The sequence below is a fragment of the Acidovorax sp. sif0632 genome (genome assembly GCF_019218805.1).
Lineage (GTDB): Bacteria > Pseudomonadota > Gammaproteobacteria > Burkholderiales > Burkholderiaceae_C > Acidovorax > Acidovorax facilis.
This window is the reverse complement of record NZ_JAHUWW010000001.1, coordinates 69,040-89,163: the sequence shown is the minus strand read 5'-3', so window position 1 is coordinate 89,163 and position 20,124 is coordinate 69,040. Positions and strand designations below refer to the sequence as shown.

General features: G+C 63.4%; 15 protein-coding genes. 3 read left to right on the top strand and 12 right to left on the bottom strand.

The window, feature by feature from the left end:
- Positions 1 to 49: 49 nt before the first annotated feature.
- Together KW832_RS00360 and KW832_RS00355 are read right to left on the bottom strand one after the other, a co-directional pair.
- Positions 50 to 1,030 (bottom strand): tripartite tricarboxylate transporter substrate binding protein, encoded by a 981-nt coding sequence (locus tag KW832_RS00360; RefSeq protein ID WP_218299027.1) that lies wholly within the window; start codon positions 1,028 to 1,030, stop codon positions 50 to 52.
- A 203-nt stretch (positions 1,031 to 1,233) separates the two neighbouring features.
- On the bottom strand, positions 1,234 to 2,241 hold the full coding sequence (locus tag KW832_RS00355; RefSeq protein ID WP_218299028.1) for a fumarylacetoacetate hydrolase family protein: 1,008 nt from the start codon (positions 2,239 to 2,241) through the stop codon (positions 1,234 to 1,236).
- 103 nt (positions 2,242 to 2,344) lie between these two features.
- Here KW832_RS00355 and KW832_RS00350 point away from each other — a divergent pair, with 103 nt between their 5' ends.
- From KW832_RS00350 to KW832_RS00340, 3 genes are all read left to right on the top strand, one after another.
- Positions 2,345 to 3,127 (top strand): IclR family transcriptional regulator, encoded by a 783-nt coding sequence (locus KW832_RS00350; RefSeq protein ID WP_055396937.1) that lies wholly within the window; start codon positions 2,345 to 2,347, stop codon positions 3,125 to 3,127.
- Positions 3,128 to 3,147: 20 nt separating this feature from the next.
- Entirely contained in the window at positions 3,148 to 4,314 is a 1,167-nt protein-coding gene (locus tag KW832_RS00345) for a DUF3108 domain-containing protein (RefSeq protein WP_218299029.1), read from the top strand.
- A 194-nt stretch (positions 4,315 to 4,508) separates the two neighbouring features.
- On the top strand, positions 4,509 to 4,808 hold the full coding sequence (locus KW832_RS00340) for a DUF3567 domain-containing protein (RefSeq protein WP_055392879.1): 300 nt from the start codon (positions 4,509 to 4,511) through the stop codon (positions 4,806 to 4,808).
- A gap of 92 nt (positions 4,809 to 4,900) precedes the next feature.
- On the opposite strand, the gene KW832_RS00335 is transcribed toward KW832_RS00340, so the two are convergent.
- The 10 genes from KW832_RS00335 to KW832_RS00290 form a co-directional block, all read right to left on the bottom strand.
- On the bottom strand, positions 4,901 to 7,330 hold the full coding sequence (locus tag KW832_RS00335) for a tetratricopeptide repeat protein (RefSeq protein ID WP_218299030.1): 2,430 nt from the start codon (positions 7,328 to 7,330) through the stop codon (positions 4,901 to 4,903).
- A gap of 102 nt (positions 7,331 to 7,432) precedes the next feature.
- Complete coding sequence (locus tag KW832_RS00330; protein ID WP_218299031.1) at positions 7,433 to 8,500, bottom strand: AbrB family transcriptional regulator; 1,068 nt, start codon at positions 8,498 to 8,500, stop codon at positions 7,433 to 7,435.
- A gap of 132 nt (positions 8,501 to 8,632) precedes the next feature.
- Positions 8,633 to 9,583: a UDP-glucuronic acid decarboxylase family protein gene (locus KW832_RS00325; RefSeq protein ID WP_218299032.1), complete on the bottom strand. Its 951-nt coding sequence runs from the start codon at positions 9,581 to 9,583 to the stop codon at positions 8,633 to 8,635.
- Positions 9,580 to 10,980 (bottom strand): UDP-glucose/GDP-mannose dehydrogenase family protein, encoded by a 1,401-nt coding sequence (locus KW832_RS00320; protein WP_218299033.1) that lies wholly within the window; start codon positions 10,978 to 10,980, stop codon positions 9,580 to 9,582. The genes KW832_RS00325 and KW832_RS00320 overlap by 4 nt, the downstream gene beginning before the upstream one ends.
- A 70-nt stretch (positions 10,981 to 11,050) precedes the next feature.
- The gene (locus KW832_RS00315) at positions 11,051 to 13,399 is read right to left on the bottom strand and encodes a glycosyltransferase family 41 protein (RefSeq protein WP_255577423.1); all 2,349 of its coding nucleotides are present in this window, start codon (positions 13,397 to 13,399) and stop codon (positions 11,051 to 11,053) included.
- A gap of 59 nt (positions 13,400 to 13,458) precedes the next feature.
- Positions 13,459 to 14,022, bottom strand: a complete 564-nt coding sequence (locus KW832_RS00310) for a hemerythrin domain-containing protein (protein WP_255577421.1) — start codon at positions 14,020 to 14,022, stop codon at positions 13,459 to 13,461.
- Between the two features lie 7 nt (positions 14,023 to 14,029).
- Positions 14,030 to 14,443: a hypothetical protein gene (locus KW832_RS00305; RefSeq protein ID WP_055398435.1), complete on the bottom strand. Its 414-nt coding sequence runs from the start codon at positions 14,441 to 14,443 to the stop codon at positions 14,030 to 14,032.
- 47 nt (positions 14,444 to 14,490) lie between these two features.
- Positions 14,491 to 15,162 (bottom strand): nitroreductase, encoded by a 672-nt coding sequence (locus KW832_RS00300; protein ID WP_218299034.1) that lies wholly within the window; start codon positions 15,160 to 15,162, stop codon positions 14,491 to 14,493.
- 24 nt (positions 15,163 to 15,186) lie between these two features.
- Positions 15,187 to 16,518 carry an NnrS family protein gene (locus KW832_RS00295; protein ID WP_370628618.1) on the bottom strand — a complete coding sequence of 444 codons (1,332 nt, stop codon included), beginning with the start codon at positions 16,516 to 16,518 and terminating at the stop codon, positions 15,187 to 15,189.
- Positions 16,515 to 20,099, bottom strand: coding sequence for an LAGLIDADG family homing endonuclease (locus KW832_RS00290; RefSeq protein ID WP_218299035.1), 3,585 nt, complete (start codon positions 20,097 to 20,099; stop codon positions 16,515 to 16,517). Before KW832_RS00290 ends, KW832_RS00295 begins: the two co-directional genes overlap by 4 nt.
- Positions 20,100 to 20,124 lie beyond the last annotated feature (25 nt).

Genomic DNA, 20,124 nt, shown 5'->3' with positions numbered 1-20,124 from the left:
AAGGCGAGGCCACCCGGTGCACAGCCCTGTGCACGGAAGTGCTGCGTGATCAGTCCAGCTTCACCCCTGCCGCCTTGATGATCTCGCCCCAGCGCTTGGACTCGGCCCGCGCCATGGTGCGGAACTGCTCGGGCGTGCCGGGCAGGGCTTCCATGCCGAAGTCGTTCATGCGCTTGACCACGGCGGGGTTGAGCAGGGCCTTGTTCAGGTCGCCGTTCAGGCGCGCCGTGATCGCAGCGGGCAGACCGGCGGGCGCCAGGATGCCCTGGAACGCAAATACCTCGGTGTTGGGCACACCGGCTTCGGCCAAGGTGGGCACGTCCGGCAGCGCGGCCACGCGCTTGGCCGAGCCAATGGCCAGCGCGCGCACCTTGCCCGAGGTGATCACGGGCAGGCCGGCGGCGAGGTCCAGAAACATGCACGGCACTTGGCCGCCCATCACGTCCTGCAGCGCAGGCGCCGCGCCGCGGTAGGGGATGTGGGTGAGGAAGGTCTTGGTGCGGTTCTTGAACATCTCCATCGCCAGGTGGTGCGGCGAACCATTGCCGGGCGACGCGTAGTTGAGTTTGCCGGGGTTGGCGCGCGCGTAGGCGAGGAATTCCTTCACCGTCTTGGCTTCAAACGCCGGATGCACCACCAGCGCCAGCGGAAAGCGGCTGATGCCGCCCACGTAGGTGAAGTCCTTTTCGGGGTTGAACGGCAGCTTGGTGAACAGGTGTTCGTTGTAGGCCAGGATGGCGTTGTCGGCCGACATGAAGGTGTAGCCGTCGGGTTTGGCCGTGGCCACGGCCTGGCCGCCGATATTGGTGGAGGCGCCTGGGCGGTTGTCCACGATGATCTGCTGGCCCAGCGTCTGGCGCATGGCTTCGGCCACAGTGCGGGCCAGCACGTCGGTGCCGCCGCCTGCGGGGTAGGGCACCACCCAGCGCAGGGGCTGGTCGGGCCAAGCTGCTTGCTGGGCCAGGGCCCAAGGGGCGGCGGTGGTGGCGCCTGCGGCGGCCAGGGCGGACAAGAGGGTTCTACGCTGCATGGGGTTGTCTCCTATATGGAACTATTAAATTAATAGCTGCTAGCGCTTATCCAATAAGCGCTAGAGCCTGTTTTTCTTGTATTTCTGACTGCACATGCGCGCGCCGCTTGACGCCGGCGCGCGCTAAGGCCAGCACCACCGTGGAACTGGCTTTGCCAGGCCACGGGTGGCGTCCCCCTGAGGGGGAAGACGCCGAAGGCGGCTCAGGGGGCTGCGATGCTCTGGTCAATGGCGCCAAAGAGGCTCGCGCCATCCTTGCCCTTAACCTCGATGCGGATGGTGTCGCCGAACTTCATGAATTCGGTGCTGGGCTTGCCGTCCTGGATGGTCTCGATGCAGCGCTTTTCGGCGATGCAGCTATAGCCCTTCGGCCATTCGGTGCGGCCGTTGGCGTCGGTCACGCCCTTGTTGCTCACGGTGCCGCTGCCGATGATGGAGCCCGTGCGCAGGTTGCGCGTCTTGGCCACGTGGGCGATCAGCTGGCCGAAGTGGAAGGTCATTTCGGGGCCCGCATCGCACATGCCGACCTTGCGGCCGTTCCAGGTGGACTGCACGGTGAGGTTCACGCGGCCGTGGTCCCAGGCATCGCCCAGCTCGTCCAGCGTCACGGCCACGGGGCCGAAGGCGGTGGCGGGCTTGCTCTGGAAGAAACCGAAACCCTTGGCCAGTTCGGCCGGGATCAGGTTGCGCAGGCTTACGTCGTTGGCAATCATCACCAGACGGATGCCGTCCAGCGCCTGGTCGGCGTTGGTGCCCATCTTCACGTCGCCGGTGATGACGGCGATTTCGGCCTCGAAGTCGATGCCCATGGCTTCGCTGGGCACCACGACGTCGTCGCAGGGGCCGATGAAGTCGTCGCTGCCGCCCTGGTACATCAGGGGGTCGGTGTAGAAGCTTTCGGGTACTTCGGAGTTGCGCGCTTTTCGCACCAGTTCGACGTGGTTGATGTAGGCCGAGCCATCCGCCCACTGGTAGGCGCGGGGCAGCGGGGCCATGCACTGCTTGGGGTCAAACGGGAAGGCGTGGCGCGCGCGGCCGCTGTTGAGCTGGTCGTACAGGTCCTGCAGCTGGGGCGAGATGAAGCCCCAGTCGTCCAGCGCCTGCTGGAGCTTGCTGGCGATGCCGGTCGCATAATGGGCTGTGCCCAGGTCGCGGGAGACAACAACCAGTTGGCCGTCGCGCGAGCCGTCTTTGTAGGTAGCGAGTTTCATGGTGGCAGGACCTTTGTCTCAAGGGGTTGAAAGTCTTCACCCAACACGAATTACGCTTGGGTAAATTGATTTAACTAAACAAAACTCGCAAATTTTAGTGCACATGGACAAAGAACGTGCAGGAATTCAATCGGTCGAGGTGGGTTTTGCCCTGCTGGAGGGGCTGACACGCTCGCGCGGACCGCTCATGCTCAAGGATGTGGCGGCCTCGGCGGGCATGAGCGCGGCCAAGGCGCACCGGTATCTGGTGAGCTTTCAGCGCCTGGGCCTGGTCACACAAGACCCGCGCAACGCCCGCTACGACCTGGGCCCCGCCGCCCTCAAGCTGGGGCTGGCGTCGCTGGCCCGGCTCGATGCCGTGCGCCTAGCGCGCGAGCGCATGCCGGAGCTCATGGAAGCCATCGGTCACACGCTGGCGCTGGCCGTGTGGGGCAACCACGGCCCCACCATCGTGCACTGGGAGGAGTCGCCCCAGGCTGTCACTGCCAACCTGCGGTTGGGCGACGTAATGCCGCTGTTGTCGTCGGCCACCGGCCGCTGCTTTGCGGCGCACATGGCGCCTGATGTGGTGGCGCCGCTGCTCAAGGAGGAGCTGGCCCGCGCCGTGAAGATGCGCCGCACCGACCTGCCCTCGACCATGACCGAGGTCAATACCCTGCTCGCCGAGGTACGCGAACGCGGTGCCGCGCGGGTGGTCGATACCTTGCTGCCCGGCATCGTGGCGTTCTGCGCACCCGTGTTTGACGCGGACGGCCACCTGGAGTTGGGCATCACCACGCTGGGCTCCATTGCCACCTTCGACCCCGAGTGGGGCGGCGCCATCGACGCGCCGCTGCGCGCGGCTGCGGCCCAGCTCTCCAGTGATCTGGGCGCGGGCAGCGCCTGACGGCCCCGGCACGCAGGTAGATGCCACGGCGCGCGCTCTTTCTCATCACAGTCCTGGTGCTGGCCCTGCACTGGCTGGTGCTGAGCGGCGTGCCGCTGGCTTGGGACAGCCCCCGGTCGCCTGTCGGCAAAGTGTTCAGCACGCGCAGCATTGCGGCCCCCCCGCCACCCGCTGCCGCTGTGGCAGCTGTGGCAGCCGTTGCCCCCATTGCGGCGAAACCTGCGGTCGCGCCCAAGCCGCCCGCGCGCCCCAAACCACAGGCACGGGCAACACCCCAGCCCCCGGCCGCACAGGCGCCACCCCCTGCATCCCCCTCCACCGAGGCCACGGCCCCCAGCACCGAGGCGGGTGCAGACGTCGCGCTGGCCGCCCCCGCCGAAGCTGTCTCGACCGTTGTGGAGGAAACGCTCCCCACAACGGCAGCCTCCCCTGCATCGGCACCAGCCCAGGCATCATCAGCGCCTCTCCCCTCTGAAGCCACAACAGGCGTGGACATCGCCCCGCCCGGGGCTGGCACGGACCACACGCCCAACACGGCACCACCGCCTGTGCGCCTGCCCCCGCCTACACGGCTGGCGTTTGACGTGAGTGGGCAGGCCAAGAAATTTGCCTACAGTGCCCGCGCCGAGCTGCTGTGGCAGCACGATGGCAGCCGCTACGAGGCGCGGCAGGAGATCAGCGCGTTTTTGGTCGGCACCCGGGCGCAGCGCAGTGTGGGTGCGATCACGGCCCAGGGGCTGTTGCCCGAGAAATTTTCAGACAAGTCCCGCAGCGAGCAGGCAGCGCACTTCGACTACACCAAGGGCCGGGTCACCTTCAGCGCCAACACGCCGGACGCCACCGTGGGCCCGGGGGTGCAGGACCGGCTGAGTGTGTTCATCCAACTCGGTGCCCTGCTCGCCGCCGATCCTGCCCGGTTTGTGACCGGCACCCAGATCACGCTCACCACGGTGAGCGCGCGCAGCGCCGACCGCTGGACCTTCACCATCGAGGGTGCAGAAACACTGGACCTGCCCGCAGGCGCCACGCCCACCCTCAAGTTACAGCGCCTGCCCCGCAAGGACTACGACCAGAAGGCCGAACTGTGGGTGGCCCCCGCACTGGGTTATCTGCCAGTACGCATCAAGCTGACCCAAGCCAACGGCGACTTCGCCGACCTGCAATTGAGCCGCAGCGGCCCGCCTTGATGGTCTGGAGGGGTCTTGTTAAAAAGTGTTGCGCAGGAGCGCCATCCCACCAAAATAGACCCGCGAAACCGGAAGCACCGGGTTTTCATGAAATACTGCATCGGCAAGGAAACAAAAGCCACGGGCTTTGCCTGTGCCACTTGAACTCTGCGCACCCGCTGTCATCTGACATCTATATCGACAAGGGGAACACGATGCACATGCTCTACGACTCAGAATCCTTCGTGGTGGTCCACATGCTGCCCGATGCCGTGGAGAAAAAGAGCGCCCAGGTGCTCAACGACACCGCCCCCGCCGTTCCCCAGCTCGCGCGCCACGGCTTTGAAATCGTGGACAAGCGCTCCGGCAAAGAGGTGTACCTGGACGGCTCCTGGGCCGAGATGTTCCAGGAGCAGATCCTGGCCTGGCAGCGCGACACCCCCACACAGGAAGAAGTGGAAGACGCGCTGGACCGCTATGCGGGCCTGGCACAGAACCCGGTCGTGGTGCACTGACCGCATCCTCCACAGCAGCCATCCCTGGATGGCCGAGGAGGCCCAGATCGGTCTCCTACATTCTCGGCAGACTGGGGCAGCGCCCCCAGTTGTCACACCTCAATCACCTCGGGCGGCAGCCCCTGCAGGTGCCGTTCATGCATCGCCAGATAGGCAGCCTCGATATCGCGCGCAAACTGGTGGGTGTTGAACAAGGGGGACTGGGCTTTTTCCGCTTGGAGTTTGTCGCGCAGCGCCTTCAGGCGCGCCGGGTCCTGGGCGAGCGAGATCGCCAGGGCTTCATATTCGGCGGCGCTGTGGGTCACAAGCTCCGGCAGGCCCACAGCATGTAGCAGGCTGGCCGCCACTCGCGCCGCAAACGATTCTCCCAACCGCGTGAGCACCGGCAGACCCGCCCACAAGGCATCGCTGGCCGTGGTGTGAGCGTTGTAGGGCAAGGTATCCAGAAACAGGTCGGCCAACCGGTGGCGCGCCAGATGCTCGCTCAGAGGCAGGCGCTGTGCAAACACCAGCCTCTCGGCCGCCACGCCGCGCGCCTGCGCCTCGCGCCGCAGGTTGGTCGCGACGGCGGGGTTGTCCTCAAACAACCACAGCACGCTGCCAGGCACCGCTGCCAGGATGCGCATCCAGCTGCCAAACACGGGCGGGAGAATCTTGTGGTTGTTGTTGAAGCAGCAAAACACTACGCTGAAGGCAGGCAGTCCCAATTCTTCACGGGTGAACACTCGATCACTGATCGCACGCTGCGAGTCATTCACCTGGTAGCTGTGCGGCATGTAGACGGGCTTTTCGGTGAAATGGATCTGTGCCTCGGGCGGAATCACCACCCTGTCAGCAATCACATAGTCCATGTAGGCCGCTCCGGTCGTTCCGGGGTAGCCCATGTAGCTGACCTGAACAGGGGCGCAACGATGGGCAAAGATGTCGAAGCGGGTATCCAGCGTGAAACCCATCAAATCCACAGCAATGTCAATGCCCAACTCACGCGACCTCCGTGCAATCTCCGCCGCGCTCAGCTCTCGCACGTCGATGAAATGGTCAAAACTTTGGCGCAGCCGACGCCGCATCGCATCCTCTAGAGGAGGTCCATAGGAAAAGGCAAACCATTCAAAGCGATCACGGTCATGCACCTCGAACAGCTCCGCCATCAGATAGGCAAGGGCATGACCATGCAAGTTCGCGGAGTAGTAGCCAACTCGAATCTTGCCCCCAGTAGAGCGTGCCGGCATCAGGCCCAAGGTCGTCGACTCGGGATACTCAGACTTCACGGCAGTTTGGGCTGCCTGCTTTTGAAGCTCGGGCAAATCGAACAACGCCAAAGTGATAAACGGCTGCACACTCAGCTCGCCCGCCCGAATACTCTTCTCACACCGCTCAAGATCATCTGCCAGATGTTGCCAGTCGCAGGTTTTGACACGGCTGTTCGCTAAGTCTCCGAGTAAGTACTTGATATCAGGGTTGATGCTGTAGGCCTTCAGATAGTCTGCACTAGCAGATTCATACCGTTTGAACCGAATGTGCAGGTTGGCTCGGTTGTAGTGCAGGTCCACCTTATCGGGCGCCATGCGAATCACTTTGTTGTACAGGGCCAGGGACTCGGCATAACGCCCCGCATCCAGCAAGGAAAGCGCCCAGAGCGACTGGATTTCAACGTCCTGGGGGCTTAACTGGGCAGCCTTCTGGAAAGCATCTGCCGCTTGGGCGAACTGGAAGAGACAAACCCGTGCCGAGCCCAGGTTCTTGTGCGCCTGAATCAACGTGCCATCTGCCTGTATGGCGGCTTCAAAATGCTTGATCGCTTCGGTCCATTGTTCCCGCTGCGCCAGGATAGTGCCTTTGCCGTTGTGCGCCTCGGCATGCTGAGGCCTCCGGGCAATGACCCGGTCAAAGCACTGCAACGCCTCGTCAGATCGACCGGCATCAGCGTGCAGCATCCCCAGGTTCTGACAGGCATCCACATCCTGGTCATTCAGGGCAAACGCCTTCTCGTAGCATTTCAGCGCTTCATCCAGCCGCTCCAACTGGCGCAGGGCATTACCTTTATTGTTGTAGGCTGCCGCCAGGCTGGGTTGGAGAGCGATGGCCTGGTCGTAGCTCGCAATAGCGTCTGCGGGCCGAGACAGCTCCTTGAGCGTGATCCCCTGGTTGACATAGGCCTCCGCAAACTCCGGGCGCAGGATGATGGCTTGCTCAAAGTGCGCAAGCGCTTCGTCATGGCGCTTCAAGGCACCCAATGCCAGTCCACGATTGACATAGGGCGCGGCGTCCTCCGGGGCCTGCTTGATCGCCTGGCCAATCAGATCAACCGCCATCTGCAAATGGCCCGCCTGGTAGGCCAGCACCCCTTGCATATGCAAAGCGCCGAAGTTCTTCGGGTCATTCTTCAAAATGGTGTTGTAGAGCTGATTGGCCTGTGCAAGGCTTCCCTGCTGGTGCGCTCGCATGGCCTGGTCCAGCCACTTGGCCAACTGGGCCTTGGTTGCTTGGGGGGGACGTATGCCAAAGTTGTAATGAATGCTCATGGTCAGGGGTGTGCTTCGAAGGGGAACACGTGAAAGAGGGTGGCCAGTGCCATCCCCCAACACCAACAAGGTTCGGATTGTGCCGCGAGGGATGCCCCATGGTCAGGACACAGGGGCAAGATAGAGGAGCCGATAGAGCGGAGCGACCACCGTCAGTACGGCGATCAATCGGCACACCTGAAACGCAGTGACCAACGGGACGCCTAGCTGCAGCACTTTCGCCGTGATGGCCATCTCCGTAATACCGCCTGGTGAGGTGCCAAGCAGCAAAGTAACCCAGGGCAGCCCCGTCGCCCAGGCGAGCAGGCTTGCGAACAGCGCGCATGCAATCATCAGCACCAGTGTGCCCAACGCCACGGACACGAGCCAGCGCGGCGCTGTATGCAGGAAATCCGCACGAAAACGCACCCCCAAACTGACGCCGATCACCAGCTGCGCAGCATTCACCATGGCCTGCGGTACCGCCGACAGGCTGACACCGGCCATGGTGAGTCCCATGGACACCAGCAGAGCCCCCATAAACCAAGGGTTGGCGCGGTCGAGCCGGTCCATGAAAACCGCACCCGCCCCGGTCAACAGGGCCATCAGCGCCAACCCTGGCAGGCTTACCGCCCTGGCGGTCGCAGGCTGGACGTCCAGCCCGTGCATACCCGTCCACTGCAAGGCAAACGGTATCGTCACGGTGACGATCAGCAGGCGCAGGCTGTGGCTCGCTGCAACCAAGTCGGTGCGTGCGTTCTCGCGCTCGGACAGCAAGGTCATCTCGGACGCAGCACCAATTGCACCGGCGAAGTAACTGGTGGCGCGCAGCATGGGTGCAGGCACACCGTGCATGCGCGGTGCATGCAGCCTGTACAGCCAGGCACCAAACAGCCAGCCGAGAAAAAGCGCCCACACGATGCCCAGCACGATGGCCCACCACAGCCCGCTGATCAGCGCCGCCACCTGGGGTGTGAAATAAAGGCCCAGCGCTGCGCCAATGGTCCACTGCCCGGCATTGCGCAGTGGCCCCCAGCTCTGCGTAGGGCCGCCAGCGATCGACACGACGGAAGTCGCCAGCAACGGGCCGATCATCCAGGGCAAGGGCGTGTGCAGAGCCACGCAGCCGACTGCGGCGGCAAGGGCCAGAACCAGCGTTTCAAGAACGCGAAAAAAAGAATTCACAGGCATGGTGAAAGTGAGACGGCATCAGTCGATGACCAGTACACCCTGCAGCCACCATACCGACACTTTCGACCTGGCGACCAGTCCAAATGGGAAAGGGAGACAACGTGAAAAGCCGCATCCCTTTGCCTTTCAGGTTCAGGGGGCACCAGCGCCTCTGAAGTAAGCAATGGTCTGGCGCAATCCAGCATCAAGATCCATACGGGGCTCCCAGCCGCCCAGCAGTTGGTGCGCCAGCGCGATGTCGGGCTGCCGCTGCCGGGGGTCATCTCCCGGCAGGGGGTGGTGGGTGATCCGGGCGGCGGCCCCCGTGTGAGCAAGGACCTTCTGGGCGAGTTCCAGGATAGTGAATTCCCCAGGATTCCCCAAGTTGACAGGCCCCGCGACTTCGTCCGGCGTTGCCATCATGCGCACCAGTGCTTCCACCATGTCGTCCACGTAGCAGAAGCTGCGGGTCTGGTCACCTGAGCCGTATACGGTCAGGTCAGCGCCGCGCAACGCCTGCACGATGAAGTTGGAGACCACCCTGCCATCGTCCGGGCGCATGCGGGGGCCATAGGTATTGAACAGCCGCACCACCTTCGTGCGCACGCCATGCTGGCGCCGGTAATCGAAAAACAGGGTCTCCGCACAGCGCTTTCCCTCGTCATAGCAGGCCCGCACGCCAATGGGATTGACGTTGCCCCAGTAGGACTCCGGCTGTGGGTGCACGCTGGGGTCGCCATACACCTCGCTGGTGGAAGCCTGAAGAATGACGGCCCTGCACTGGCGGGCCAGCTCCAGCAGGTTCAGCGCCCCCATCACGCTGGTACGCAGGGTCCGCACGGGGTCGGCCTGGTAGTGCACTGGCGATGCGGGGCAGGCGAGGTTGTAGATTTCGTCCACCTCAGCGGCCAGCGGCTGGGTGACATCGTGCCGAAGCCAACGAAAACGCGGCGAAGCCTGGAGGTGGGCAATGTTCTTTTCGGAGCCCGTGGAAAAGTCATCCACGCACAGCACCCCATGACCATCTTGCAACAAACGCTCGCACAAATGAGAGCCGAGGAAGCCCGCGCCCCCGGTCACCAGGATTGACTTAGCCTTCTTCATGGTGTGGTGGCCCCAGGTGCATCCACCGCATTCCGCCCCACCGTCAGATAGTCGAACCCCAAAGCACGCATGGACCGAGGCTCGTAGAGGTTGCGCCCATCCACGACCAGCGGCTGCCGCAGGACCGCCCGCAGGGCATCGAAGTCGGGACTGCGAAACACCTGCCATTCGGTCACGATCAACAATGCGTCGGCATCGCGCGCCGCATCCATAGGACTTTGGGCATAACGGATACGCTCCAACAGGTCGGGCCGATCCTGCAAATCGTCTTGCAGGCATCGGCGAGCCTCCTGCATGGCCACCGGGTCAAACACCTGCAGCACCGCACCACGCTCCAGCAGTTCGCGCACCAGCACCCTGCTGGGAGCCTCGCGCATGTCGTCGGTATTGGGTTTGAAGGCCAGCCCCCACAACGCAAACCGTTGGCCCGAAAAATCCGGGCCGAGCCGCTGCACCAGCCTATCCACCAGCTGCCGCTTCTGTCCTTCATTGACCTGCGCCACCGCCGCCAACAACCGCAGCGGGAGCCCGACGTCATCGCCCATGCGCTGCAACGCTGTCACGTCCTTGGGAAAACAACTGCCACCGTAACCAACGCCAGGATAAAGAAAGCTGTCACCAATGCGCGGATCAGCGCCAATACCCACCCGCACAGGTTCGATATCCACCCCCAGACGATCTGCCAGATTGGCCATTTCATTCATGAAACTGATGCGCGTGGCGAGCATGGCGTTGGCGGCGTACTTTGTGAACTCTGCGCTGCGGCGGTCCATGCAGATAACGCGATCATGGCCATGCCCGAACGGGCGGTACAACGCACGCATGAGATCACCAGCGCGCTGCTCTTCAGGCGACTCACCCAATCCAACGATGATCCGGTCAGGCCGCATGAAGTCGTTGATCGCACTGCCCTCTTTGAGGAACTCCGGGTTCGAGACCACCGCAAAGCCAGGTGCTGGATGGGCACCGGGCCAGCGCTGGGCAAGCACAGTAGCGACGGCCTTGTGCACCGCTTCGCCCGCGCCCACAGGCACGGTAGATTTGTTGACGATCACCTTGAAGGTGGTCATGTGGGTCGCGATGGCACCCGCCACCTCGAACACATGACTCAGGTCCGCACTGCCATCGTCCGCAGAGGGCGTGCCCACCGCGATGAACTGCACGTCACCGTGGGCAACACCGCGCGCCATGTCGGTGGAAAACGCCAGCCTGCCGGCGCGGACATTGCCGACGATCAACTCCTGCAGCCCTGGCTCGTAGATTGGAATCTCTGCGCGCTGCAGTGTGGCAATTTTTTCGGCATCCGTGTCGATGCACAGGACATCATTGCCCAGCTCCGCAAGGCATACGCCGGTAACGAGCCCCACATAACCGGTTCCGAACAAGGTGAGATTCATGGAGGGGGCAAAAAAAACTGAAAAATACAAGACATGGGGCTCGCGCCCACGCGAAGGGCGCCGTGAAGTTTCACACCTCAATCACATCGGGAGGCAGCCCCTGGTGCGCGCGTTCGACCATTGTGGTGTATGCCGACTCGATATGCCGCGCAAAGAGCCGGGCATTGAACAAGGGCGACTGGGGCCCCTGTTCCTCCAGCTTGTCCCGAATGCTCTTGAGTTGCGCCACATCGCGGGCAAGCTCTATGGCTCGGGCCTCAAATGCAGACTGCGTCTGGGTGACAAGCTCGGGCAACCCCACGGCATGCAACAGGCTCGCCGCCACTCGGCTCGCAAACGATTGTCCTGAACACGTCAGAACCGGCAGCCCTACCCACAAGGCATCGCTCGCGGTGGTGTGCGCGTTGTAGGGCAGCGTATCAAGGAAGAGGTCGGCCATCCGCTGGCGGGCGAGATGCAGGTCCATGGGCACGCGGCTGGCAAACACGAGGCGGTCTGCAGAAATCCCCCGGGCCTGCGCCTCTCGGCACAGATTCCGCGCCGCAATCGGGTTGTCTTCCAGCAGCCACAAGACGCTGCCTTCAACGGCATGGAGGATGCGCATCCAGCCGTCAAACGTGGGTGGGAGGATCTTGAAGTTGTTGTTGAAGCAGCAAAACACAAAACCAGTGGCGGGCAAACCCAGTTCGTCGCGGGAAAATGTCCGGTCAGCTACTTTCCGCTGGGAGTCGTTGACCTGGTAGCTGTGCGGCAGATAGACCACTTTTTCAGTGAAGTCGGCCTGGGCATGGGGAGGAATCACCACCTTGTCGGCGATCACATAGTCCATGTAACTGGCGCCGATGGTGCCAGGGTACGCCAGGTAGCTGACCTGAACGGGTGCACACCGGTAGGAAAAACATCTCAAACGCGTCGCTTGCGTAAAGCCCATCAGATCCACAGCGATGTCGATACCAAGCTCTCGTGAAAGCTGTGCAATATCAAGATCGGTACGCTCACGCACATCCAGAAAATGGTCAAAGGCCACCACCAGTCGCTCGCGCATGCTGTCGTGCACCTGGGGACTGACCGAAAACGCGAACAATTCAAATCGCTCGCGGTCATGCACTTCAATCAGCTCTGCAATCAAGTACGCCGAGGGGTGATTGCGAAAATCTGCAGAGTAGTAACCGATGCGAATCTTCTCGCCCCTCGCACGAACAGGAATCGCGCCCAACGCTGCAGAGCCAGGCATATCGCGTTCTACAAGACGGCTTGCAATCTCTTTGTGAAGGGCAGGCTGGTCGAACACGGACAGGGCAGAGAATGGCTCAAGGACAGGCTGCCTAGCCCGGATGTCCTGCTGGAGCTGAAGCAGTTCTTCCTCCAGGTTTTGCCAAATACAGCCATGGACCTTGGCGGTAACGATCTCGCTTTGCAGCATCGCCAAAGGAGCGGGCAGCCGCTGGGCCAGATAGAACTGCTGCAAAGCCTCGTCGTACCGCTTCATCTCCCGCAAAAGCCGACCCATGAGGAATCTGGACTCCCCCTGCTGGGGCCGAAGCTCGATCGCGCGGCTCACGTCCGCCAGTGCGCTTTCCAGATTTCTCAGTTGCAGTTGCGCCTCGCCACGGTTGTTGTACGCCTCGGCGGACTGCGGGTTGATCTCCAGCGCCCGGCTGAAGGCAGCAACCGCTTCTGCATACCGGCCCAGCCTCAGCAAAGCCGTGCCCCGGTTGTTGTGCGGCTCCGGTATCTCGGGTGCGCGTTCGATCACCTGGTCCATGCACTCCAGGGTTTCATCAAACTGCTTCATCTGCAGGTGAATGCAGCCCAGATTGAAACGCGCCTGCACATTCGCAGGATCTATCGCCAGCACCTTGCGGTAGCTTTCCATGGCCTCCGGCAACCGATCCAAGGTTTGCAGGACCGTTCCCCGGTTGTAATGTGCGAGCCCCAACCCAGGCGAGAGTGCAATGGCCTGATCGAACGAAGCCAGCGCGTCCTGATTGCGCTGCAGGCGTAGCAGCGCGTTGCCACGATTGAAGTAGGGGTCAACGTAGGCGGGCTTGAGAGCGATGGCTCGGTCGTAGGCGCGAATAGCGTCTGCGGGCCGGTTGGCCATCATCCATTCATTGCCCCGGGTGTTGCACGCCGTCGCATCATCGGGGAGGGGCGACTCCACAGATCTAACGCCCGCAACCAAGCCCGTTCCATAGTTGATTCCGAATTTAAAACTGGGCTGGCTGGCTGGTATTGCACCAGGCTTGAAGGACTGCCCGAAATGGGGTTTCTTTGTGTCGGTCAAGGTGCTTCCCGATACAGATGAGAGATTGACATCCCGCCATGGTAAACACCTGCGCGGCACCGAACCGCCATCCAGCGCCAGCCGGGCGGCTCCAGGGACAACAGCCAAGTCCACCGCAAAGCAAACCGCCATGGAAAGCGGGTACTGTGGCCTCCTCTTTCTGGGCGCGCAGAGCGCACTGGCGGAGCTTTTCAGCGCTCAGGCGCGCCCCGCCGGTGTGCCATTTCTTGTCCCATCCTGCCCAGCACAGCGGGCTCCAAAAGATGCAGCGCCGCCGGGTAAGCCTGGCGCTCCTCGTGGTGGATATGGCTCGCATAGCGCGCCACAAATCGATCAAAAAGCGCCTCTGCCGATTCCGAGAAGCCTTCGATTTCCCCCTGCGCCAGCGCTTGTAGCGGAACTCGCGCCGCCGCCCAGTCAGCCACCATGTCGACATGGTCCTGTTGCAGCCGCTGCACCAGAGTCCTCATCTCCGGTGCAGCCTGGGCCAGCAACAGCGGGAAGACATGGAGCTCCTCATCCTCATGGTGCAATGGCGCAGCGACATCAAAGTAGCGCAACACATCGCGCGCGGCCTGGCGCGCGCTCTCATCGGCACCTTGCTGGCAGACATGTTCACGCAGGCGGTCCAGCAGTGTCAGCGTGCGCTGCACGCGCTCGTGGCAGGCCTCCAGCATGGCGAAGGGCTCTTCGAACCCGACTGCAGGTGCGCTGAAGCCAGGAACGTTGCGAGCAGGTGCAGAAGTGGACGCCATCCTCGCCTCACCCAAAGCGCACGGGCTGGCCCTGGCGGTCGAAGGGGATGTAGGCACCATGCGCACCGCCCTTGATCGCATCCACCATGCGCTGCAAAGGCGCCTCGGCATCGGCGCTGGTGGGCGCCTTGTTCAGGGTGCCCGACATGGCGGCTGCGAACACCATGGCCCAGTCGTGGCCAGGGGCCGTGAACTGGCTGGCCTCACCGACCAGCGCGTCGAACGAAGGCAGCTCCTGTGGCGTCTTGTCCACGCACATCAGTGGCACCAGCGCGCCGCCCTGCCCGGCTTCAAACCGGGCCCGCTGCGCGGGGGTGGCATCGTCGGGCAATTCAACGGCAGCAAACACGAACAGGAGCCGCTGGGGTTCAGGCTGCATGCGTGCCGCCTCAAGTAGATCGTCGAAGCTGGAAATGTTCATAAAAAATTTCGATGAATTAAAAATGCTGCGAGGGAGGCTTGGTCTTCTCAGAAGCCTGGCACCACGCCCTTTTGCGGGTCTAGCGTGCTCACATAGCTGTCTGCTACCGGTCGAGCACGCGCCGCCTTGCGCGATTGCACGGTGCCGATGCTGACAAAACACAGCGCCTGCTCCCAGGCGTCCAGCTGGAACAAGCCGCGCAATCCGGGGGACTTGAGGGCCTTGCCGCTGGTGAGGGCCGATCCGAAGCCCTGTGCAGTGGCCATGAGCAACATGTTCTGCACTGCGCAGCCAGCGGACACCAAGCGCTCTGACAGGTCGATGGCGGGGTCGCCGCACTGGCTATCTACCACCACCAGCATGAGTACCGGGGCACGGTAGGCCTTTTCGCGGGCCTGCTCGGCCTGCTCGGGCGTGGCGGCAGGATCTCGTTCGCACAGAGCCTGCGCAAACACGTCGGCCAACGCTGGCCGCGCGGCGGCGGGCACCAGCACAAAACGCCAGGGCGTCAATTGGCCGTGGTCCGGCGCGTGGGCCGCAGCGCTGAGAATCTGGGCCAGCTCCCCCGCGCTGGGTCCGGGAGCAGCCAGGCGTTTAGGCAGGATGGTCTGGCGCGAGTGGATCAGCGCGGCAGCCATGGCGGCGGTATCGTCTGGCGGGAGCGCAGCAGTTGGCACCTGCCGGGGGGCATGGTGCAAAGGCCAGGGAATGACAGCCATCACAGGTCCTTGAAAGAAGCTTCTTCAGCCCGGCCGGCCGTCGGCCCGCAGGCAACCGTACCACCGGCCCAGCCGCACACCCCATACGCCCATGGTGGCGGCCCACAGGAAAGCCGCCACCGGCAGCACCCACACCCACGCTATGCCAAAAACGCCCGGCACTTCTGCCGCAATGCGCAACACGGTAGCCACCTGCAGCAGCCAGAACAATGTCCACGCAGTGTGGTCAGCAACCAGCGCACGGCCACTGTGCCCACACGACACCCGCGTCACCATGGCCAGCATCAGCGATGCCAGGCAGCCCATGGTCAGCGCATGCAGCGCTCCCAGGCCCAGGGCTCCCATGCCATAGCCCCACGCCAGCCACCGCGAAAGCCCTCCGAGCAGAAAGGCAAGGCCGAGCCACAGGAAACCGATATGCAGCATGGCCAGCAACCTGTTCTTGAGGCTTTGTACCAGCCCCCAGACACAGGCCAGCCAGACCAGCACGCCCCCGATCACCAACTGCAGCGTGCCGTGTACCCACCCCCAGGCCCGCCCCGCAGCGCTGGCAGGCAACCCGAGCCAATCCAGCCACACCGCCAGCACCTGCAGCACGGCGGCGGCCAGCATCAGCCACAGCACCCAGAAAGGCCGCCAGGCCTGCACCATGGGCATGGCACTGGAGGTGAAAAATGGAATCATGCGGTGCGCCACCGTGACATACACCACCACTACAAACCCCCACAGGCCGGTGAAGACCCAGGCACGTGCGAGCGCATGGGTGCCCACGACCAGCCCCAGCCACAGCCCAACAAGGCTGATGCATCCCAGCGTACAAGCCCAAGCGATGGTGCGAGCATGCAACTGGTCCTCGGCCTGGCTGCGCCGCACACGCCCCCAGAACTGCGCGGTCATCCAGACGAGGCCCGCCGTCGCCACCGCCAACCCGACCAGCGCCACGCCCACCCACAGGTGCGCGCCCGCCAGCCACAACAGCCACCCCACCGCCTGCGCCACCAGCGGTGCGCGAATCGCCTCCACTGGCAAAGGCTCCACCCCGAGCCATTTAGGGCCTGCTGTGAACAGGAAGCCGGAAAAGAACAGTGGAATGAATCCGAACGCCATCACGGCCGAGTGCACCAGTGTGGGAGACACCGCGTAATAAAGCCCCCACCCACCGCTGGACCGCGCCACCTGCACCAACGCCCACCACCCCCCTGACACCACCAGCACCACCATGGCCAGGAAAAACCCCAACCGGTGCGGTGCCAGCATCAGATAGCGCCAGCGCCATTGCCTGTCCAGCGACGCCAGCATCTCCGGCGACGGTTTTCCCAACGCGGTGCGCAGGGGGATGACGGGGCGAGAGGTCACCCGCAGGTCCCCAGATGCCCGCACTGCGTGCAGTAGTCACAACCATCCTTGCGGATCACGGCATGGGCGCCACATTCGGTGCATTTCTTGCCCGCCATGGCCTGGGGCACAGCCACCGGGGGCGGTGCAGGCTCATCCAGCGGCAGCTGCTGCTGTACCGGGTCGGCCACGCGGCGCGCCAGGATGTTCTGGATGGCATAGGCCATGGCCGCCACCTCGGAGTCGTGCCACATGGGCACCAGCGTCCCATCGTCCTTGCGATGGGTGCCCAGGCGCACAGGGCCGCGGTCCCAGGCGACCTTGCGCATGTCCGACAGCGCCCGCTCCAAAAAGCCGCCACGCGCTGCGAGCGACAGCATGCGCATGCTGGACGTGATCCACTGCTGCGACTCGCCGCTCTGGCCCACCGGCATGAAGAACTCGATGGCGCGGTCCACCGTACCGTTGCCCACGCCCGTGGGCACGGGCAGGAAGGACACGATGAGGTACAGGGTCTTGTGACCTTCCTGCGTCCAGTATTCAAGCTTCTCAGCCACCGCCGAAAGGCCCCCTTGCGGACGGCTTTCGATCACGGTGCGCATGGGGTCCACCGGCGGTGTGGGTGGAGCCACAGGCGCGGCAGCGGCCGCGGGCGCAGGTTCCGCATGGGTTTCGAGCACGGAACCCAGAATGCTGTTGGGCCGGTAGGTGGCCAGGCCCTTGAGCTTGGCGCGCCAGGCCTGGAGGTACAGGTCCTTGAACCCTTCGTAGGGGTAGTCGGCAGGGATGTTGACAGTCTTGGAGATGGCCGTGTCCACAAAGGGCTGCACGGCCTCCATCATGGCGATGTGGCCTTCGGCGGGCATGGCGAGGGCCGAGACGAAGTAGTCTGGCAACGCCTCCACATCCCCGCCCAGCTCGCGGTACAGGCGCCAGGCATGGTCTTCCACCGCGTATTCGGTCGTGCTGCCGTCGGACTCGCGCTTCTTGCGCTTGTACATCCACGAAAACGGCGGCTCGATGCCGTTGGAAGCGTTGTCGGCAAAGGCCAGGCTCACGGTGCCCGTGGGTGCGATGGAGAGCAGATGGCTATTGCGGATGCCATGCTGGCGGATGGCAGCCTGGAGCGACTCCGGCAGGCGGCTGGCAAACGTGCCTTCGGCCAGATAGCCGTTGGCATCGAACTTCGGAAACACTCCTTTCTCACGCGCCATGTCCACCGATGCGGCATACGCTGCGTCGCGCATGTACTCGGCAATCCGCGCAGCCATGGTGCGGCCCTCGGGCAGGTCGTAGCGCAGGCACAGCATGGCCAGTGTGTTGCCCATGCCGGTAAAGCCCACACCAATGCGGCGCTTGGCCATGGCCTCGTCGCGCTGCTGCGGCAGCGGCCAGTAGGTCACATCGAGCACGTTGTCGAGCGCACGCACCTGCAGCGCCACGGCTTTGGTAAACGCATCGAAATCAAACGCAGCAACCCCGCCAAAACCGAAGGGGTGGCGTACAAAGCGGGTCAAGATGATGGGTCCCAAATCACAGCAGCCATACGACGGCAGCGGCTGTTCGCCACAGTTGTGCACCACGATACCGTTGGCGTCGAAGGCATGCACATCGGCCACAGTGACGTCGTAAACATCTTCCACCCCTGCATCCACCAAAGCCTGCACGGTGGCGGTGAACCGTTCGCGATTGAGTGCACGCCGGTACTGCGCCAGCCCTTCCTGCAAACGCGCCGCTTTGTCTGTGTCACAAAAGCCCACCCGCTCGGCAAATACCGCGAGGTTGTCCCCACTAATAACCAGTTCGTGCTGCGCACGCGTAGCGTAGGACTGCATCCCCCCTTTGCCATTGGGCAGGTTGCGCTCAGCCGCCGGGCGACGATTGCGGTACAGCGTGGAAGCGATACCCATGCGCAACAACATGCGCTGCACAGTTTGCAGCAAGGCCTCGTCGCTTTGCGACAAGCGCACGCTCAAGCCTTTGTCCTGCGCACCTTGTACCGATCCATCGGCGTCGAACAGCCCAGACAGCAGCCCCTGCGCAAAGGCAGACGATTGCCGCTCCATGGCAACCGTGATGGTCTTGTGGCCGGGCGCCATTCCCAGTTCATGCGCGAGTTTCAAGAGCGCCGCACTGGCCAGCCGTGTCTCACCGCGTCCTGTCACAGGGCGCTGAAAGCCTTTGAAATCTGCACGGTGCGGCAACGTAGCTGCCGCAGCCATGGCGGCCCGCATGATGCCGTCCGCCCCGGTGGCCGCGAAAGCTACCGTGCCCTGCCCCACGGCTTTCAGCTCAGGCGCCCATACCGAAATCACGGCCTTGTCGGCCTTAAGGGTTCCGTCACCAATCAACAAACCCAGCAGGTAACCTTCTGCCTGCGTGCCTGCACCGCCCCAGCCCGCAAAGGCCCGGTGGTCGTGCAGCACAACCTCATCGCCCAGCTGCAGCTGCGCCGCCTCCGTCCATTCCACCTCCAGGCAGTAACGGGTCTTGCGCGCCACGCGGCGCACACGATGGTCTGCGGTAAGGCGCAGTACATGCCCCTCTTCGGTTTGCAACTGCAGCACGGGTTTGGTGCCGGTCTTGAAGAAGCCATGACTCTCGACCCGGTAAGCGCTCCCATCCACCACCGCTACAAACGGGCGCCCTACCAGGTCAGCCACTTGCGCAGGCCCTTCAGTGGTCATGACCCAGGTGTCTTCTGTCACACAGGGATTGGTCGCCGCGATGTCTTCGCAATAGTGCAGGTTGTTGTCTTCGTTGATGCGCCCCAGGAACAGGATACCGGGCTCGGCAAAGTCGTAGGCCGACTTCATGATGGTGTCCCACAGCTCGCGTGCGGGCACGGTGGCATACACCCACTGGCCGTCTGCACGCTGGCGGGCGCCCTGGGCGAGCAACGCAGCGCCGGGGCGAGCCTTGTGCACCAGCTCCCACTGTGCGTTGTTCTGCACGGCTGCAATGAACTCGTCCGACACGCCCACCGACACATTGAAGTTATTCCAGCGCCCTGGCGTGCGCTTGGCCGTGATGAACTCGTGCACATCGGGATGGTCGATGCGCAGCACGCCCATCTGCGCCCCCCGCCGCGCACCCGCGCTCTCCACGGTGGAGCAGGACTGGTCGAACACGTTCATGTAGCTGCACGGCCCGGATGCCATGGAGGCGGTGGCCTTTACCTGTGCGCCCTTGGGACGGATGCGGGAGAAGTCATAGCCCACGCCTCCGCCACGGCGCATGGTCTCGGCCGCCTCACGCAACGCTTCGTAGATGCCCGGAAAGCCTTCGTCATCCACGCCCTGGATGCAGTCACCCACGGGCTGCACAAAGCAGTTGATAAGGGTGGCCTGCATGTCGGTGCCTGCCGCGCTCATGATGCGGCCCGCACCGATGGCGCCTGCCTTCAGGTTGGCGAGGAACAAGGCTTCGTACTTATCGCGCAGCTCCGGTTTTTCGACCGAGGCCAGAGCCCGCGCCACACGCTGGTACAGCTCGTCGGCGGTGGTTTCGCCAGGTTTGAGGTATTTCTCGCGCAGCACATCCAGGCTGATGGGCTGCAGGGACGAGGTGGGCTTGAGGGGGGGCTGAGGTTCGCGTTTCATGGGGGCCGATGATTTGGGTTTCACG

Bases quoted from the DNA above. Each gene is read 5' to 3' on its own strand.
- KW832_RS00360 (WP_218299027.1), bottom strand. From the start codon at position 1,030: ATGCAGCGTAGAACCCTCTTGTCCGCCCTGGCCGCCGCAGGCGCCACC.
- KW832_RS00355 (WP_218299028.1), bottom strand. From the start codon at position 2,241: ATGAAACTCGCTACCTACAAAGACGGCTCGCGCGACGGCCAACTGGTT.
- KW832_RS00350 (WP_055396937.1), top strand. From the start codon at position 2,345: ATGGACAAAGAACGTGCAGGAATTCAATCGGTCGAGGTGGGTTTTGCC.
- KW832_RS00345 (WP_218299029.1), top strand. From the start codon at position 3,148: ATGCCACGGCGCGCGCTCTTTCTCATCACAGTCCTGGTGCTGGCCCTG.
- KW832_RS00340 (WP_055392879.1), top strand. From the start codon at position 4,509: ATGCACATGCTCTACGACTCAGAATCCTTCGTGGTGGTCCACATGCTG.
- KW832_RS00335 (WP_218299030.1), bottom strand. From the start codon at position 7,330: ATGAGCATTCATTACAACTTTGGCATACGTCCCCCCCAAGCAACCAAG.
- KW832_RS00330 (WP_218299031.1), bottom strand. From the start codon at position 8,500: ATGCCTGTGAATTCTTTTTTTCGCGTTCTTGAAACGCTGGTTCTGGCC.
- KW832_RS00325 (WP_218299032.1), bottom strand. From the start codon at position 9,583: ATGAAGAAGGCTAAGTCAATCCTGGTGACCGGGGGCGCGGGCTTCCTC.
- KW832_RS00320 (WP_218299033.1), bottom strand. From the start codon at position 10,980: ATGAATCTCACCTTGTTCGGAACCGGTTATGTGGGGCTCGTTACCGGC.
- KW832_RS00315 (WP_255577423.1), bottom strand. From the start codon at position 13,399: ATGGCGGTTTGCTTTGCGGTGGACTTGGCTGTTGTCCCTGGAGCCGCC.
- KW832_RS00310 (WP_255577421.1), bottom strand. From the start codon at position 14,022: ATGGCGTCCACTTCTGCACCTGCTCGCAACGTTCCTGGCTTCAGCGCA.
- KW832_RS00305 (WP_055398435.1), bottom strand. From the start codon at position 14,443: ATGAACATTTCCAGCTTCGACGATCTACTTGAGGCGGCACGCATGCAG.
- KW832_RS00300 (WP_218299034.1), bottom strand. From the start codon at position 15,162: ATGGCTGTCATTCCCTGGCCTTTGCACCATGCCCCCCGGCAGGTGCCA.
- KW832_RS00290 (WP_218299035.1), bottom strand. From the start codon at position 20,099: ATGAAACGCGAACCTCAGCCCCCCCTCAAGCCCACCTCGTCCCTGCAG.